The organism is Rhodococcus sp. NPDC055112, from assembly GCF_053607505.1.
In genome coordinates, this window is sequence record NZ_JBSGTR010000058.1 from 22,848 (window position 1) to 38,803 (window position 15,956).

A 15,956-nucleotide genomic window follows, 5' to 3' on the forward strand; every position below is an offset into this window, starting at 1 on the left:
AAACAGCAGTCGGCGCGCGTCGAGGCTGACTACGCTGGCCAAGTATGACGGCCGGCGATCGCCGGCTTCTCGCGGCGACAGGGCTGCGCTCGGCAGGATCCGCCGCGGGTCGCTGGGTGAAGCACGCGAGCTACCTGAAGAAATGGCTGGTGCTCGGCACCGCCATCGGCATCATCGCGGGGCTCGGTGCCGTTGTCTTCTCTCTCGCGCTCTCCGAGGCCACCCACCTGCTGCTCGGCGTGCTCGGTGGCTACACGCCGCCGGAGGCCGCAGGCGACGGCGGCGGCGCGGGCAGCGGCGACTCGACCCGACCGTGGGCCATCCCGATCGTCGTCTGCCTTGGCGGGCTGGCCTCCGGGGTCATCGTGTTCACCTTCGCCCCCGAGGCGCAGGGGCACGGGACCGACGCGGCCATCGAGGCGATCCACCGGAACCCGAGGATGATCCGCGTGCGAGCGGTGCTGGTGAAGCTCGTCGCCTCGGCGATGATGATCGGCTCGGGCGGCTCCGGTGGCCGGGAGGGCCCCACCGCCCAGATCTCCGCCGGGTTCGGCTCCCTGCTCGCGCGCACCCTCGACCTGTCGCCGAAGGACGGCCGGGTCGCCGTCGCGGTCGGCATCGGATCCGGCATCGGCGCGATCTTCGGGGCCCCGCTCGGCGGCGCCCTGCTGGCCGGGTCGATCGCCTACAAGGACGACTTCGAGTTCGACGCGGTGGTCCCGGGGCTGATCACCTCGATCGTCGGCTACACCGTGTACGGGTCCCTGCTGGGCTTCGCGCCGCTGTTCGGCTACGCCGCGGCCGACTACCGATTCGATGACCCCCTTCAGCTGGTGTGGTTCGCGGCCATCGGCTTGCTCGGCGGGCTCGTCGGGCTGCTCTACAGCAGGACGTTCTACGGCACCGTCGCGATCTCGGACCGGGTGCCGTGCAGCCGGATCCTCAAGCCGGCGATCGGCGGACTCCTGGTCGGGCTCATGGCACTGGCCCTGCCCGAGGTGCTGGGCAGCGGATACGGCTGGGTGCAGCAGTCGCTGGACCGGACGGGCCTGCTGGCGATCCCGCTCTGGGTGGTGCTGGTGCTGCCGTTGGCGAAGATCCTGGCCACCTCGCTCTCGATCGGGACCGGAGGGTCGGGCGGCATCTTCGGGCCGGGCATGGTGATCGGCGCCTTCGCCGGCGCGGCGGTGTGGCGGCTCCTCGAACCGATCGCGCCCGCGGTACCGGACTCGCCCGCGCCGTTCGTCATCGTCGGGATGATGGCCTGCTTCGGCAGCATCGCCCGCGCGCCGATCGCGGTGATGCTGATGGTCGCCGAGATGACCGGCAGCCTCACCATTCTCACGCCCGCGATGGTCGCCGTTGGGCTGGCCTACCTCATCGTGCGTCGCTCCGGCGAGACGATCTACCGGGCCCAGCTGGGCACCCGCGAGGACGCCCGTGCGGCGCGGCTGATGGCGGGGATGCCGCTGCTGGGCCGGGTCGGCGTCGGCGAGGCGATGTCGCCGCCGCGGCTGGTCCTCGACGGCGGCACCGACGTCGCCGACGCACTGGCGCGGCTGCGGGAGGCCGGAGTGCCCGGGGCGCCCGTCGTCGACGGCGAGGGGCGTTTCATCGGCGCGGTCTCGCCGTCGGAACTCGAGGCCGCGGCGCCGGGTGCGACCCTAGCGCGGCGCGCCGATGCGGCGGCGCCGACTGTCGACGTCACCGCGAACCTGGACGAGGCGCTGGAGGCGATGCCGGACGAGGCCCGGTGGCTGACCGTGCTCGACGGGCATGGGCGGGTGTGCGGCATCGTCGCGGTGCCGGACATCGTCCACGGCTATCGGATCGAGGTCCTGGCCGAGCAGCGGCGAGTGGAGCGGGTCGGGACACACGTCGAGGTGCTGGAGGTGCGCGCGGCCGAGGACTCGCCCGTGCTGGGAAAACGGCTGGCGGACAGGGCTCTTCCCGCGGGGTCGCTGGTGGTCTCGGTGCGGCGCGGCGACGCGGTGCTCCCTGGCACCGCCGCGACCCGGTTGCGCGCGGGGGACCTGGTCACCATCCTGGTTCCGCCCGAACAGGGCGAGTCGGTCCGCCTGCTGGTCGAGGGCGAATCCGCGGGAGGTGACCGATGAGCGCCGCGACCGCGGTCACGGTGTTCCACCGGACGCCCGACGCCGCCGGTTTCGCCGGGTGGGCCGACAGCGTTGGCGCCGCCGCGAGGGGCGCGGACGGCTTCGTCGACGCCAGGGTCGCCGCGTACGAGGCGCCCGAACTGGACTGGGCGGTGGCGGTGACGTTCGATTCCGAGGAGCACCTGCACCACTGGCTGGACTCGGCCGGACGGGCGGGGCTGATCTCGGCCGGGGCGGGCCTGGGATTCCGGAGCGCGATTGCGGACCTGATCCTGCTCGAGGGTTGTCTGCCGCCCGGGACCGCGGTCTTCGAGCACCCGGTCGCGCAGGGGCGGGAAGCCGCCTTCGAGGCGGCGCAGGTCCAGCTGTCGGCCTTGGTCGCCACCTTCCCCGGGTTCCTTGGCACCACAGTGCTGCGGCCCGCTGGTTCGGGCGCCTGGATGTCGGTGCTCCGGTTCCGCACCGACCGGCAGCTGGCGGACTGGATGCGCTCGAAGCAGCGCGCCGAGGCGCTACCGGAACTCCGCTCCCACCTGTTGGAGGACTTCTCGGTGGTCGCGCGGAGCACTCCGTTCGGGTCGATCCTGCGGGTGCAGGACGGCAGGACGCGGATCACGCCGCAGTGGCGGACGGCGATGCTGGTCCTGCTGGTGCTCTACCCGACGGTGATGACGCTCTCGCGATTTCTCGGCCCGGTGCTGAACGAGCGGGGCGTGCCGCCCTGGCTCGGGATGTGGCTCAGCCAGATCGTCAGCGTCGGGTTGATGACCTGGCTTCTCATGCCCGCGGTCACCCGGTGGTTTCGGCGCTGGCTCGATCCCGTGGACGGCGCAGGGCCGCGGGTGGGGCTGGTCGGGGCGGTCGCGGTCGCCGTGGTGTACACGGCGACGCTGACCACGTTCGCAACCGTGCATTGGCTGCAGTTCTGGGACTACATGGACTGAGCGTCCGGCGAACGAGCGGTTTCCCTGGCATCCGTCGGTGACGGAGCGGGAAACCGCCCGTTCGGGGCGCTCAGCTCAGCGCAGCACCTCGCGGTGCTCGTTGGCGTACGGCACGTGCTCGTCGACGCGTCCGTCCTGCAGCTTGTTCACCCACTCCGGGTCGGCGAGCAGCGCCCGTCCGACGGCGACGAGGTCGAACTCCTGATTCTCGTACTGCTCGAGCACGCGGTCGATGCCGACGGTGTTCGAGGCGGCGTCGGCGGAGAACGCCGTCGTGAACACCTTGTCCAGTCCGACCGAGCCGACCGTGATCGTCGGCAGCCCGGACAGTTTCTTCGTCCACCCGGCCAGTCCGAGCTTCCCGTCGGCGCCTTCGAGCTCGGCGAACGCGGGTTCCCAGTGCCTGCGGGTGGACGCGTGCAGCACGTCGACACCGGCGGCGACAAGTGGGTCGAGAACCTGCTCGAGCTCCGCGGGCGACTGCGCGATCCGCGCGTCGTAGTGGTTCGACTTCCACTGGGAGAAGCGGTAGACGATCGCGAAGTCCTCGCCGACCGCCGCGCGGATGGCCGCCACCACCTCGGCGGGGAATCGGGTCCGCGACTGCAGCGAGCCCCCATAGCCGTCCGAGCGCCGGTTGGTGCCCGCCCAGAGGAACTCGTCGAGCAGATAGCCGTGCGCGCCGTGCAGCTCGATGCCGTCGAATCCGACGTCCTTCGCGTTGACCGCGGCCGCGACCCAGGCCTCACGCAGGTCGTCGAGGTCGCCCGTCGTCAGCGCCCGCCCGATCGGCGAGCCGTCGAGCGCGAGGCCGGACGGGCTGACGGTGGTCGCCTCCGGGTTGAGGTGGGGGCGCTCCCCGCGCTCGACACCGAGGTGCCAGAGCTGCGGGATGATCGCGCCACCCTCCGCGTGCACGGCGTCGACGACGCCGCGCCAGCCCGCCAGGCTGTCGGCGCCGTAGAGGTGCGGCACCCGGGTGTGCGGGCCGGCGGCCGGGTCCGGGATGTAGGTCCCCTCGGTGATGATGAGGCCGACTCCACCCGCGGCGCGGCGTCGGTAGTACTCCGCCACGTCCGCGCCCGGGATCCCGTCAGGCGAGAAGGCTCGCGTCATCGGCGCCATCGCGAAGCGGTTCTTCAGGTGCAGGGACTTGACCGCGAACGGTTCGAAGAGTCCGTCGACGGGCAGGGGAACGTGTGATTCGGTCATGACCCTGGGCAACTACATGCAGGCGCAACTTATTCCGGGCGGCGCCGAGGTCCGGCTAGTCGAGGTCGCGCTCGCGGCTCTCGCGTTCGACCTGCTGCTGCTTGGCGACCCGACGCTGTGCCTCGGCGCGCTCCCGGCACTGTCGCAGGAAGGCCTCGTCGTCGTCGGGGTTCTGCGGGAGCTGCCGGCCGGGGCGGTCGTACTCGCTGAAGGCGGAGGGGTGCGGTCGCCCTCGCTGCGGCCGCGTGCCCTGCGGGCGGCCGAGGATCAGCCACAGCAGGGAGCCGACCGTCGGGATCAACAGCACGATCAGGATCCAGCCGATCCGGGGCAGGTGCCGTACCTCGTGGTCCTCGCAGGTGAGCACGTCGACGATGCAGAAGACCCACAGCGCCATCATCACGAGACCGAAAGCCGCGTACGGCATGAAGAATGTCCTCCCCAGTCCAGCACGGCGCCCTGTTGCGCCGCGTCACCCGGCCGCGCGCGCATGGCTGCGGTGCCGAGATGACCCCCGCGGGGGAGAGTATGTGCTGAGGGCGGCGAATTCCTGAGCTTTGCTCAGATTGTGATCCCGGTCATCCCTCGTCGAGGACGATCCACCTACCGAAGGGCGGCGGGCCCTCGCCGTGGACCTTGATTCGCTGCTCGGTGGCATCGGGGTGTTTGACGTGCATCCACTCATAGCCGTGCAGGACGTGTTCCTCGGCCGCGGATTCGTCGACCACCACCATGTCACCGTTGGGGCGCTGCTCGAACGCGAATCCACTCTCGGGCTCGATGACCCACCACGTCTGATTGCCCATGACCTCGAGTCCCATCCGGGAGAAGTTGTGCGGACAGGTCAGACGTTACCGCCGATCGGCACCGCGCGGGCGTCCCGATTCGGCGTCGAAGGGCCTTTTGCGCTGCGGCGACGCCGAAACTGGTGTTGCTGGAGATACTAATGTGACTGGCGACACCAGAGTGATTGTGATGGAATGGCCGAGACCATCGAAGTCACCGTGGCCCCTCGTCGGCAGTCGGGGCGTGCCGGTGACGACAGCAATCAGTGATGTGAGGGCGTCGTGCAGGTTTCCCGTCGAGATCTCTTCAAGTACGTGGCCGCCGGATCCGCCGCTCTCGGCGTCACGGCGCTCGGATCCAATTCCCTGCTCGCGCAGGCCTCCCCGAATCTCGGCACCCTGATCGACTACGCAGGCGGGGTCCCGTCCGCGGAGGCCATCCTCGCCGCCGGACACCTCGGGGCGATCCGTTACGTCTCTGACCGTCGGCCAGGGGCGGAGTGGATGGAGGGCAAGCCGATGCTGGAGGCGGAGGCGACGGCACTCGCCGAGTCCGGGCTGGAGGTCGTCTCCTGCTATCAGTTCGGCAAGGCGGCCACCGCGGACTGGCGCGGCGGATTCGAGGCGGGCGTGGAGCATGCCGAGCGCGGACTCGAGCTGCACCTGGCCGCGGGGGGTCCGGAGAACCGGCCGATCTATGCCTCCATCGACGACAACCCGAGCGAGGACGACTTCACCGAGCTGATCGCCCCGTACATCCAGGGCTGGGAATCGGTCGTCGGGCACGAGAACACGGGCGTCTATGCCAACTCCCCGACCCTCGACCTGCTGGTGGCCGAGGGCCTGGGCGCGTTCTACTGGCAGCACAACTGGGGCACGCCGTCGGGCTTCGTGCACCCCGAGGCGCATCTGCACCAGTACGAGATCGACAAGCGTGCCGTCGACGGTGTCGGCATCGACCTCAATGCGATCCTCAAGGCCGACTACGGCCAGTGGTCGCTGGCCTGACCTAACGCCGAGCCCCGCCGAGCTCCGGCGGGGCCGGGCGGTCAGCAGGCAGGCTTGGCGATGTTGTAGATCTGCTGTGCCTGGTCCGGGGTGGCCTTGACGCCGTTGTTCTCGGCATTGGACTCGAGGCCTGCGACGATCTCCTGCTCGGACTTGCCGGAGTCGATGGCGGCGCAGGTCTGCGCGAGGATGTCGGCGATGGCGTCGTCGTCGAGGCCCGAGGCCAGGTCGGGATTCGCGAGCTTGAACGCCGCGGTGAAGGTCGCGACCTTCGCGCTGTCGAGGGCGCCCTTCGCCTTCGAGACGGCGGTGCTGGCCGCGGCGTTCGCCGAGGACATGGCTCCCTCCGCGGCGTCGGCGGCGGAGGTCATGGCGCTGCCCGCGGCGCCTGCGGCGGACGACATCGCGGCCGACGCCTTGTCCTTGGCGGTCTGGGCGTTGTCGCTGGATTCGTCGGAACTACAGCCGGCGAGGGCGAGCGCGAGGACGGTGGTGGAGGCGGCGAGCACTGCTGCTGCTTTTCTCATGCGATCGAGCCTAGCCGCGACGGCAAGGGTTTCGACGCAAGTCGAGCGCAGTCCGAATCACGACTCGATGACAGACTTCTCGCATGGGAATCGGTCGCTACGCCGCGCTGCTGGCACGCAAGCCGGTGCGCAGGCTGATCCTGGTCGGGATGATCGCGCGACTGCCGCACTCCGCGGCCGGCTTGATCCTCACCCTGCACGTCGTGCAGACCCTCGGCAGGGGATACGCGGCCGCGGGACTCGCGGCGGCGGCGCTGACCATCGGCATCGCGGTCGGCTCGCCCTGGCGTGGCAGGCTGATCGACCGGATCGGGCTGCGAAGAACCTTGCTGCCCTCCGTGATCGCCGAGGGCGTGCTGTGGCCGATCGCCGCCTTCGTACCCTATGAGGCGCTGATCCCGGTCGCCTTCGTCTGCGGGGCCTTCGCGCTGCCGATCTTCACGGTGGTGCGCCAGAGCATCAGCGTGCTCGTCGGCGAGGCGGATCGACGGACCGCGTACGCGCTCGACTCGATCGGCACCGAGCTGGTGTTCATCGTCGGCCCGGCGACCGGGGTCTTTCTCGGCACCCACTTCAGCACCCGGTACACCTTGATTGCGATAGGCGTGTCCGTGGTGGTGGCCGGGCTGTTCCTGATGTGGTTCAACCCGCCGACCCGCAGCGAGGCCGCCGTCGCGGCGGGTGCCGAGGCGGCGGTCGCACCCGCGGTCGACGACGCGACGGCCGCCGCCCTGAGCGTCGCGGCGCGCCCCGGCTGGCTCACCGCTGCCACCGTCGGGGTGTTCGCGGCCTCGGCGGGCGCCACATTGATCCTGGCGGGCACGGACGTCGGCATCCTGGCCGCGCTGCGGGCGAGCGGGGACGTGCAGTCCCTCGGCGTCGTGTTCTTCTTCTGGTGCGCGTCCTCGATCGTCGGCGGTCTGATCTACGGCGCGATGCACCGCCCGGTGAGCCCGGCGCTGCTGCTGTTCCTGCTCGGCCTGTTCACACTCCCGATGGCCTTCGCGGGCTCGACCTTCACGCTGGCGGTCCTCGCCATCCCGGCAGGCCTGTTCTGCGCGCCGGTGATGGCGGCGACGGGCGAGGCGATCGCGGACCTGGTTCCCGAGGACCGGCGGGGTGAGGCGATGGGCTGGCAGGGGACCTCGTTCACCCTCGGTGGCGCGGTCGGTTCGCCTCTCGCCGGTGCGATGGTCGACCGCGCCGGACCGTCGGCCGGGTTCACCGCCGTCGCGGTGGTGGGCATGGTGATCGGCTTGGTGGGGTACGTTGCCAAGCTCTGGGTCACGGCCGCGCGGGCAGGCCGACACGACCGCGTGTGAGCGCAGCGGTCATGCCAGGTGCCGGTAGCGTCAGGGAAACCCATACGAGAGAGGTCTGACGTGGAAGCACTCATCAACATCGTGTACGCCCTCGCGGCGAACATTTACGACAGCGTGTCCGGGTCGAGCGGATCCGCGGCTCCTCAGGAACCGCAGAATCCCTAGGGGGCGAGGCGCCTAGGCGCCGCCCACCGCGGAGAGCCAGGCGCGGGCCTCGTCCGGAAGTCCCCCGGACGACTCCGCGCTGCGGCACCATTTCTTGGCCATCTTCAGGAACTTCATCGGGTTGTAGACGTCCTCTTCGCAGGACCACAGCCCGTCGCCTGCATAGTGCAGGATCGTCAGGTTCGACGCCTCGTGGATCGTGCCGTCGCCGGGATCGCGCATCGGATTGCGGATCTCGCAGATCACCCAGCCGCGCTCCTCGTCGATCGTGTACCAGGCTGCGGGGAACTCGGTCATGTGGCTGCCGGGGAAGCTCGTCATCGTGCGGATCACCCACTCCCGGATCTGTTCCCGGCCACTGAAGTTCCCATAGGCGTGCTCGATGTAGGTGGCATCCTCGGTGAACATGTCGGCGAACAGGTTCCAGTCGCCCGTCGCGGTGGCCTTCTCCACGGTGCGCTGGTAGCCCTCGAAGGCCGACTCCAGTTCAGCCCTCGTCCACGTCCGGTTGTCGGTGTGGTTCGCCTCGGTCACGTGCATCCTCCGTCGAATCGTGTTGTGCGGCTGTCAGTTTCTGGGCAAGGCGTCGGAACCGCTCAGGTCTGGGTGTGCGACATCGGCGATGCCGCGAGTCCTGGCTCTTCCGCCAGCACGTGCAGCGGGCGGTCGCTCGGGCTCGTGGCGTCGGCGCGCCAGGACAGCACCGACCACTTCGACAGTCCGGACAGCGCCGAACCCAGGCTGCCGAACGAGCCGGAGGACAGGGCTGAACCGGCCGAGCCGATGGAGCCTATCGAGAGGATCGAGCCGACACTGCCGATCGAGAGAATCGAGTAGGCCGAGCCGATCGAGAGGATGGAGCCCTCGGATCGGATGGACAGGATCGAGCGTCGCGAGTGCACGGACTTCACCGAGTGCGGTACGGAGGCCATCGCTGAGGTTTACCACAGGCCCGGGCAAAGCAGAAGGGCCCCTTCGCGATGCGAAAGGGCCCTTCCGGGATGGCTGGTGACTTACGGAACGACGACCATTCCGACGGTCGGCAGGAAGCTGCAGGTGATCGGCGCGGCACCCTCGGCCTGGGTGGTGAGGGAGCCGGAGATCACCGCGAGAACGCGGCCGCGACCGGTGTCGGCGATGGCGGACAGGGTGGCCGGTCCGTCCGGGTTGATCTTCGACGCGGAGGTCAGGTTCTGGGTCGCCGACTTCTGGTTGTCGATGTTGACCCAGCTGACGGTGAGCGGGGTCGGCTGCACGTCGGCGGGCTTCTTGGTGCCCAGCGCGGTGAAGACGAACCCGGCCTGGCCGGCCTTCGGTCCCGGCGGGGGCAGGTGCGCGGGGCCGGGGACGGCCAGCGCGGTACCCACCGAGTCGGCGGTGGCCGAGATGCAGCCCTTGCCGAGGGTCGGGTAGAGGAACTGGGCGATCACGGGGCCGTTCTCCGGGGGGAGCTCCGGTCCGCCGCCGCCGCTGCCGTCGAGGAAGGTGATGACCTTGGCGAGCGTCGCCTTCGTCGACTCGGGCAGGCTGGAGGACTCGAGCAGCGTCCGCGCCTGGGCCAGCAGGTCTGCCTGCGGTCCGCCTGCGATGTCGGACGGGCCGGCCGCAGCGCCGATGATGGCCGGTGCCAGCGAGGCGAGGGCCTCGATGTTGAGGCCCTCGGGGAGCACGGGCGCGGGCTGCGCCACAGCGTTGGTCGGAGCAGCCAAGGCAGCGGCCGCGGCTATCGCTAGCGCGGTGATCGTTCTGCGCGGTCCTCGCGTACGAAGCACAGTCGTCCCATCCTTATTTTCTTCAAGCGTCGGTTGGCCTGCAGGCCCCCAGCGGTAACGAGGGGCCACTCTATGCAGGCCATCAGGCGGTTGTACAGCGCTAGCCGAGACAACCCTGTTGTTTCTTTGTCACCCGAGAGTGACTCCAGGTCGGGAGTCTATGGCAATGCTGGCCGGATGATGCTTGCCCGGTGACCATATCGTGTGACTAGAGTGAAAATTGAGATTGTTGATGCAACTGTTATCCACAATTTTCGGGGAGATTCAGCGACAGCCGCGGCTGCCGTTAGGCTCGCTGTCGAACGCTTCGGGTTCCACCCGTCGGCCCACACCACACGGGAGAACGCGAGACGTGTCCGAGATGCCACCCGCACCCCAGACTCGGGATGCTCGCACCGGCAGCGGGTCGGCATCGATCCTCCGCTTCGCCCCGCTGCTGCTGGCGGTCTCCGTCGCGGTGCGGATGGCATGGGTGCTCCTGAGCCCGAACGGCATGAACCTGGTCGATCTGCACGTCTATGTGGACGGCTCGGCCGCGCTGCTCAGCGACAACCTCTACGACTTCACCTACGCCGAGCTGACCCCGGACTTTCCGCTCCCGTTCACGTACCCACCATTCGCCGCGCTGGTGTTCTTCCCGCTGCACTACCTGCCCTTCCCTGTGGTGGGGGTGTGTTGGACGCTGCTCACCATCGCGGCGTTGTTCCTGGTGATCCGGATCAGCCTGGAACTGATCTACGGCGCGGCCGCGAGGGGACCACGCTGGACCGCGATCGCGCTGACCTGGACCGCGCTCGGGATCTGGACCGAGCCGGTTCGCACCACGCTCGACTACGGGCAGGTCAACGTGTTCCTGGTGCTCGGCGCGATGGTCGCCGTCCGCAGCACCCGGTGGTGGATCGCGGGCGGGCTGGTCGGCTTCATCGCGGGCATCAAGCTCACGCCCGCGATCACCGGCCTCTATTTCGTGGCGCGAAGGCGTTGGAAGGCCGCCGTCTTCTCCGCCGTGGCGTTCGGGCTGACGGTGGCGGTCAGCTACCTCACGATCGGCCCGTCGGCGCGCGAGTACTTCGAACACCTGCTCGGCGATGCATCCCGCATCGGCCCGGTCGGGTCGGTGTGGAACCAGTCGGCGCGCGGCGCGGTGAGCCGGGTGCTCGGCCATGACGTCGAGAGCGGCTGGCCGTGGCTGGTGGCGGTGGCGGTGGCGGCGCTGCTCGCCTTCTTCGCCTGGCGGGCGCTGGGGGCCGACGACCGGCTCGGCACCCTCGTGGTGGTGCAGCTCTTCGGGCTGTTGATCTCACCGATCTCGTGGTCGCACCACTGGGTGTGGCTGATCCCGATGCTGATCTGGCTCGTGCACGGGCCGCTGGCGGGGATGCTGGGGTCGAAGATCCTGGCCGGCTGCTGGCTGGCGTCGACCATCATCGGGGTGCCATGGGTGCTGTCCTTCTTCCAGGACTCGATCTGGCTGATCTCGAGGCCGGCCGTGCTGGCCTGGCTGGGCGCCGTGAACGTGGTGGGCGCGGTCGCGTTCTACGCCTGGGTGATCTACGCCGGACGGCTCAGCCTTCGGCAGCCAGGCGATCGATCTCCCGCGCAAGGCCCACGTCCAGATCGGTGATCCCGCCCATGGAATGGGTGGCGCAGGTGAAGGTGAGCGTGCGCCAGCGGATGTCGATGTCCGGGTGGTGATCGCGGCTCTCGGCGGCCGCCGCCACCCGATCGACCAGCGCGATGGCGGCCGGAAAGGTCGGGCACTTCAGGGTTCGGGTGATCGAGTCGCCCGCCCGCTGCCAATCGGGTAGCGATCCCAGCGCGGCTTCGACCTCGGCGTCCGACAGTAACTCGGCCATGACAATGATGGTGCCATGCACGAAGCCCGGGCGGAAAAGAATGCGATACGGGAGGTCGCGGCGGCGGCGATCATCGCGGACGGTCGGCTGTTGCTCGCGCAGCGGGTCGCACCGCCGGAACTGGCCGGCATGTGGGAGCTACCCGGCGGCAAGATCGAGCCGGGGGAGACCCCGGCACAGGGCCTGCGCCGCGAGCTCCGCGAGGAGCTGGGTGTGGACACCGTGGTCGGCGATCGGATCGGGGTGGACGTGCCGCTGCCGAATGGCATGGTCCTGCGCGCATACCTGGTGTCACTGCTCGACGGGATCCCGACCGCGCTGGAACATTCCGCGGTGCGCTGGGTGACCGGGTCGGAGCTGGCCGCCGCCGATCTGGTGCCCAACGACAGGGTGTGGCTGGCGGAGTTGACGGCGGTACTGCACGCCGGGTAGCGGTGAGCGGTTGGCCGTGTCGTGCGCGTGTCGCGGCGGGAAAACCGCTGGCCCCAGCAGTTTTCGTGTCAGGCTGGTTCGGTTCATCGGCGAATCGAGGGAAGGCGTCAGCCATGAGGCGATCGACGAGAGCAATTCTGGGCTTGGCGGCGGCCACCGCCGCCGCGCTGACGCTGGGGCTGGCTCCCGCGGCATCCGCTGCACCGCTGCCCGGTCCGACACCATTGGCGGACAACTGGTTCCAGGGCCCGTCGGATCTGTCGGGGTACGGGAACGGGGACGTGATCCGTAGCCGTCCGGTGGAGGTCCGCTTCCCGGCGAACACTCCGTGGCCGGTGGTCAAGACCACCCAGTTGCTCTACCGCACCACCGATTCGTTCGGGGCGCCGGTGACCACGACGACGACGGTGATGGTTCCCGACCGCCTGTGGACCGGCCCGGGGGCAAGGCCGCTGCTCTCCCAGCAGCAGGCCATGGACGCCCTGGGTCTTGGGTGCAACCCCTCGGTGACCCTGCCCGCGGGCAAGTCCCAGGACCTGGCCCTCATCTCGCCGATGCTCGCGCTCGGCTACGCGGTCGTCACCTCCGACTACCAGGGCCCGGAGATGGCCTGGATCGCCGGACGGCAGACCGCACACGGCGTACTCGACGGCATCCGCGCCGCGCAACGCTTTGAGCCGCTTGGGCTCTCGCAGTCGCCTGTCGTCTTGTACGGCTACTCGGGCGGCGGGCACGCGACCGCATGGGCGGCGGAGCAGAAGGCCACGTACGCGCCGGAGCTCAACATCATCGGCGCCGCCGAGGGCGGGGTCCCCGGCGACCTGGCAGGGCTCAGCGAGAAGCAGCCTGCGGTCGGTTTCACCGCCTGGGGCACCCTGCTCGGGCTGTCGAGGGAGTACCAGGACACGATCAGGCCGCAGGACTACCTCACGCCCGAGGGCATCGAGTTCGCCGAGACGCTGACAGACGGGTGCCTGGCGGACCTGCTCGGCATGACCAAGGGCATCAGCCTCGCCCAGTACTCGAAGGTGGGCGACATCCTCGACATCCCGAGCGTCAAGGCCGTCATCGAGGAGAACTCGCTGGCGCGCACCGCCGCCACGCCGGACATGCCCCTGTTCGTCTTCCACGACACCAAGGACGCGCTGATCCCGGACTGGGGCATGACCGGTGTGGTCCGCGAGTACTGCAACCGTGGGGTCGACGTGCAGTACGCGCCCGGCCTCGGCGTCGATCACGTCGGCGGGGCGTTCGTCGGGATGCCGCCGGCCTACAAGTGGCTCGACGACCGTGTCGTGGGCCATCCGACCACGCCGAACTGCTGAGCAGGACGGCCCGCGACGGGGGAAGGGCTCAGGCGGCGCGCGCCTTCTTGAGCCCCTTCTTCAGGTCCTTGCCCTTGACGCCCTCGTTCTCGAGCTTCTTCATCCGCATGATGACGACGGGACACTTGAGGCACCGCGTCTTGCTGCGGCAGCACTTCTTCTTCGGCTTGAGGCTCGAGACCTTCTTCGCCTTGACCTTGCCCATGTCGGCACGGCCCTCCTGCCCGGTCGGATGCCGGATCATCCCGGTCTTCCCGAGGTTAGCGTAGCCTCAGGAATCGGCTCGAGGGAGCCGTCTACGGCGGCCTGAGCTGCCGCTCGCCGTGGCAGTCCTGGTGGTTCGCCGACTAGCAGATCCAGGGTGATTAACAACTCGTTTTCGGCGGAATTGCCGATGGCGGGTAGTATCTAGCTGGCCGCAATGCCTGCACAGGCCGTCCTGTGCTGATGGATTCGCATTCGCGACGCGGCCGCCCGAGCCGTGCGAGCCTAGGTTTCGCGTGGCTGAATCAAGCCAGCCAGGAGACCGCAGCGTGCCCAGCACCACCTTCCGCAATGTTGCCATCGTCGCACACGTCGACCATGGCAAGACCACCCTCGTCGACGCCATGCTCCGGCAGTCCGGCGCTTTCGCCGAGCGTGCCGAACTGGTCGACCGCGTGATGGACTCCGGTGACCTGGAGCGCGAAAAGGGCATCACCATCCTCGCGAAGAACACCGCCGTGCATAAGCACAACGAGGACGGCTCGGTCACGGTCATCAACGTGATCGACACCCCCGGCCACGCCGACTTCGGTGGCGAGGTGGAGCGCGGCCTGTCCATGGTGGACGGCGTTGTGCTGCTCGTCGACGCCTCCGAGGGCCCGCTGCCGCAGACCCGCTTCGTGCTCCGCAAGGCGCTCGCCGCGTCGCTGCCCGTCATCCTGGTCGTCAACAAGACCGACCGTCCCGACGCCCGCATCGAGGAGGTCGTCTCCGAGAGCCACGACCTGCTCCTCGACCTGGCGTCCGACCTCGACGACGAGGCCGCCGAGGCCGCCGAGCTCGCCCTCGACCTGCCGGTCCTCTACGCCTCCGGCCGTGAGGGCAAGGCCAGCAAGGTCCAGCCCGAGAACGGCCAGGCCCCCGACGCCGAGAACCTCGACGCGCTGTTCGAGGTCCTGATGGAGAACGTCCCCGCGCCCAAGGGCTCGGTCGATGCCCCGCTGCAGGCGCACGTCACCAACCTCGACGCCTCCGCCTTCCTCGGCCGGCTCGCGCTGGTCCGCATCCACAACGGCGAGCTCCGCAAGGGCCAGACCGTGTCCTGGATGCGTGAGGTCGACGGTGAGCCCGTTGTCACCAAGACCAAGATCACCGAGCTGCTGCAGACCGTCGGCGTCGAGCGTCAGCCGGGCGAGGTCGCGGTCGCAGGTGACATCGTCGCCGTCGCAGGCTTCCCCGACATCATGATCGGCGACACCCTCGCCGACCTGGAGAACCCGGTCGCGCTGCCGCGGATCACCGTCGACCAGCCCGCCATCTCCGTCACCATCGGAACCAACACCTCGCCGCTCGTCGGCCGGGTCAGCGGACACAAGCTGACCGCCCGCATGATCAAGTCGCGTCTCGATCAGGAGCTCGTCGGCAACGTCTCGCTCAAGGTCCTCGACATCGGCCGCCCCGACGCCTGGGAGGTGCAGGGTCGTGGTGAGCTGGCGCTGGCCATCCTGGTCGAGCAGATGCGCCGCGAGGGCTTCGAGATGACCGTCGGCAAGCCGCAGGTGGTCACCCGTCAGGTCGACGGCAAGGTGCACGAGCCCTTCGAGGAGCTGACCATCGACAGCCCCGAGGAGTACCTCGGCGCCATCACCCAGCTCCTGGCGAACCGCAAGGGCAAGATGGTCCAGATGGCCAACCACGGCGCCGGCTGGGTCCGGATGGAGTTCATCGTTCCCTCGCGCGGCCTGATCGGTTTCCGTACCGACTTCCTCACCGAGACCCGCGGTACCGGCATCGCCAACGCCGTCTTCCACGGCTACGCGCCGTGGGCGGGCGAGATCCGCGCCCGCCACACCGGTTCGCTCGTCTCCGACCGCACCGGCTCGGTGACCCCGTTCGCGATGATCCAGCTCGCCGACCGCGGCACCTTCTTCGTCGAGCCCGGCGCGGACACCTACGAGGGCATGGTCGTGGGCATCAACCCGCGTCAGGAAGACCTCGACATCAACGTCACCCGCGAGAAGAAGCTGACCAACATGCGTCAGTCCTCCGCCGACGTGATGGAGACCCTGGCCAAGCCGATCAAGCTCGAGCTCGAGGGCGCCATGGAGTTCTGCGCAGGCGACGAGTGCGTCGAGGTCACCCCCGAGGTCGTCCGCGTCCGCAAGGTGCACCTGTCGCAGACCGACCGCGCCCGCGAGCGCTCGCGCAGCAAGTCCCGCGACAAGGCCGCGCTGTAGAGTTGCGCTTCGCGCCTGTGCGCGGTTGACGGGTCTGCGGACCCGTCAAC

General features: G+C 69.3%; 17 protein-coding genes and 1 pseudogene. 9 read left to right on the top strand and 9 right to left on the bottom strand.

Annotated elements, in window-relative coordinates; all coding sequences use genetic code 11:
* Window positions 1-44: 44 nt before the first annotated feature.
* The 3 genes and pseudogenes from ACWFRB_RS21260 to ACWFRB_RS21270 form a co-directional block, all read left to right on the top strand.
* Window positions 45-1,448: pseudogene (locus ACWFRB_RS21260) on the top strand (chloride channel protein); the annotation flags it as partial.
* A 51-nt stretch (window positions 1,449-1,499) separates the two neighbouring features.
* Window positions 1,500-2,117, top strand: coding sequence for a CBS domain-containing protein (locus ACWFRB_RS21265; RefSeq protein ID WP_452643257.1), 618 nt, complete (start codon window positions 1,500-1,502; stop codon window positions 2,115-2,117).
* On the top strand, window positions 2,114-3,061 hold the full coding sequence (locus tag ACWFRB_RS21270; protein WP_452643243.1) for an antibiotic biosynthesis monooxygenase: 948 nt from the start codon (window positions 2,114-2,116) through the stop codon (window positions 3,059-3,061). The genes ACWFRB_RS21265 and ACWFRB_RS21270 overlap by 4 nt, the downstream gene beginning before the upstream one ends.
* Window positions 3,062-3,136: 75 nt before the next feature.
* Here the strand turns inward: ACWFRB_RS21270 and ACWFRB_RS21275 are convergent, their stop codons facing one another.
* The 3 genes from ACWFRB_RS21275 to ACWFRB_RS21285 all read right to left on the bottom strand — a co-directional run bounded on the left by ACWFRB_RS21275 (window position 3,137) and on the right by ACWFRB_RS21285 (window position 5,094).
* Window positions 3,137-4,273, bottom strand: coding sequence for an NADH:flavin oxidoreductase (locus ACWFRB_RS21275; RefSeq protein WP_452643244.1), 1,137 nt, complete (start codon window positions 4,271-4,273; stop codon window positions 3,137-3,139).
* 55 nt (window positions 4,274-4,328) lie between these two features.
* Window positions 4,329-4,700: a PLDc N-terminal domain-containing protein gene (locus ACWFRB_RS21280; RefSeq protein WP_452643245.1), complete on the bottom strand. Its 372-nt coding sequence runs from the start codon at window positions 4,698-4,700 to the stop codon at window positions 4,329-4,331.
* A 151-nt stretch (window positions 4,701-4,851) separates the two neighbouring features.
* The gene (locus ACWFRB_RS21285; RefSeq protein WP_452643246.1) at window positions 4,852-5,094 is read right to left on the bottom strand and encodes a maltose regulon activator MalT; all 243 of its coding nucleotides are present in this window, start codon (window positions 5,092-5,094) and stop codon (window positions 4,852-4,854) included.
* A 246-nt stretch (window positions 5,095-5,340) separates the two neighbouring features.
* Here ACWFRB_RS21285 and ACWFRB_RS21290 point away from each other — a divergent pair, with 246 nt between their 5' ends.
* Window positions 5,341-6,066, top strand: coding sequence for a DUF1906 domain-containing protein (locus tag ACWFRB_RS21290; RefSeq protein ID WP_452643247.1), 726 nt, complete (start codon window positions 5,341-5,343; stop codon window positions 6,064-6,066).
* Between the two features lie 41 nt (window positions 6,067-6,107).
* On the opposite strand, the gene ACWFRB_RS21295 is transcribed toward ACWFRB_RS21290, so the two are convergent.
* On the bottom strand, window positions 6,108-6,593 hold the full coding sequence (locus ACWFRB_RS21295; protein WP_452643248.1) for a hypothetical protein: 486 nt from the start codon (window positions 6,591-6,593) through the stop codon (window positions 6,108-6,110).
* 83 nt (window positions 6,594-6,676) lie between these two features.
* Between ACWFRB_RS21295 and ACWFRB_RS21300 the strand changes: the two genes are divergently transcribed.
* Entirely contained in the window at window positions 6,677-7,915 is a 1,239-nt protein-coding gene (locus tag ACWFRB_RS21300) for an MFS transporter (RefSeq protein WP_452643249.1), read from the top strand.
* Between the two features lie 177 nt (window positions 7,916-8,092).
* On the opposite strand, the gene ACWFRB_RS21305 is transcribed toward ACWFRB_RS21300, so the two are convergent.
* From ACWFRB_RS21305 to ACWFRB_RS21315, 3 genes are all read right to left on the bottom strand, one after another.
* A complete protein-coding gene (locus ACWFRB_RS21305; RefSeq protein WP_452643250.1) occupies window positions 8,093-8,614 on the bottom strand; it encodes a nuclear transport factor 2 family protein in 522 nt (173 codons plus the stop codon).
* A gap of 62 nt (window positions 8,615-8,676) precedes the next feature.
* Window positions 8,677-9,012: a hypothetical protein gene (locus ACWFRB_RS21310; RefSeq protein WP_452643251.1), complete on the bottom strand. Its 336-nt coding sequence runs from the start codon at window positions 9,010-9,012 to the stop codon at window positions 8,677-8,679.
* Window positions 9,013-9,093: 81 nt separating this feature from the next.
* Window positions 9,094-9,852, bottom strand: a complete 759-nt coding sequence (locus ACWFRB_RS21315; RefSeq protein ID WP_452643252.1) for an Rv1157c family protein — start codon at window positions 9,850-9,852, stop codon at window positions 9,094-9,096.
* 361 nt (window positions 9,853-10,213) lie between these two features.
* Here ACWFRB_RS21315 and ACWFRB_RS21320 point away from each other — a divergent pair, with 361 nt between their 5' ends.
* The gene (locus tag ACWFRB_RS21320; RefSeq protein ID WP_452643258.1) at window positions 10,214-11,476 is read left to right on the top strand and encodes a mannosyltransferase; all 1,263 of its coding nucleotides are present in this window, start codon (window positions 10,214-10,216) and stop codon (window positions 11,474-11,476) included.
* Here ACWFRB_RS21320 and ACWFRB_RS21325 read toward each other — a convergent pair.
* A complete protein-coding gene (locus ACWFRB_RS21325) occupies window positions 11,418-11,708 on the bottom strand; it encodes a 4a-hydroxytetrahydrobiopterin dehydratase (RefSeq protein ID WP_452643259.1) in 291 nt (96 codons plus the stop codon). The two genes, ACWFRB_RS21320 and ACWFRB_RS21325, sit on opposite strands and share 59 nt — an antisense overlap.
* Window positions 11,709-11,723: 15 nt before the next feature.
* On the opposite strand from ACWFRB_RS21325, the gene ACWFRB_RS21330 reads away from it, so the two are divergent.
* Complete coding sequence (locus ACWFRB_RS21330; RefSeq protein ID WP_452643253.1) at window positions 11,724-12,140, top strand: (deoxy)nucleoside triphosphate pyrophosphohydrolase; 417 nt, start codon at window positions 11,724-11,726, stop codon at window positions 12,138-12,140.
* Between the two features lie 113 nt (window positions 12,141-12,253).
* Window positions 12,254-13,465: a lipase family protein gene (locus ACWFRB_RS21335; RefSeq protein ID WP_452643254.1), complete on the top strand. Its 1,212-nt coding sequence runs from the start codon at window positions 12,254-12,256 to the stop codon at window positions 13,463-13,465.
* Window positions 13,466-13,493: 28 nt separating this feature from the next.
* Here the strand turns inward: ACWFRB_RS21335 and ACWFRB_RS21340 are convergent, their stop codons facing one another.
* Window positions 13,494-13,709 (bottom strand): hypothetical protein, encoded by a 216-nt coding sequence (locus ACWFRB_RS21340; RefSeq protein ID WP_452643260.1) that lies wholly within the window; start codon window positions 13,707-13,709, stop codon window positions 13,494-13,496.
* A gap of 289 nt (window positions 13,710-13,998) precedes the next feature.
* Between ACWFRB_RS21340 and typA the strand changes: the two genes are divergently transcribed.
* Window positions 13,999-15,906 carry a translational GTPase TypA gene (gene typA, locus ACWFRB_RS21345; protein WP_452643255.1) on the top strand — a complete coding sequence of 636 codons (1,908 nt, stop codon included), beginning with the start codon at window positions 13,999-14,001 and terminating at the stop codon, window positions 15,904-15,906.
* Window positions 15,907-15,956: the final 50 nt, after the last annotated feature.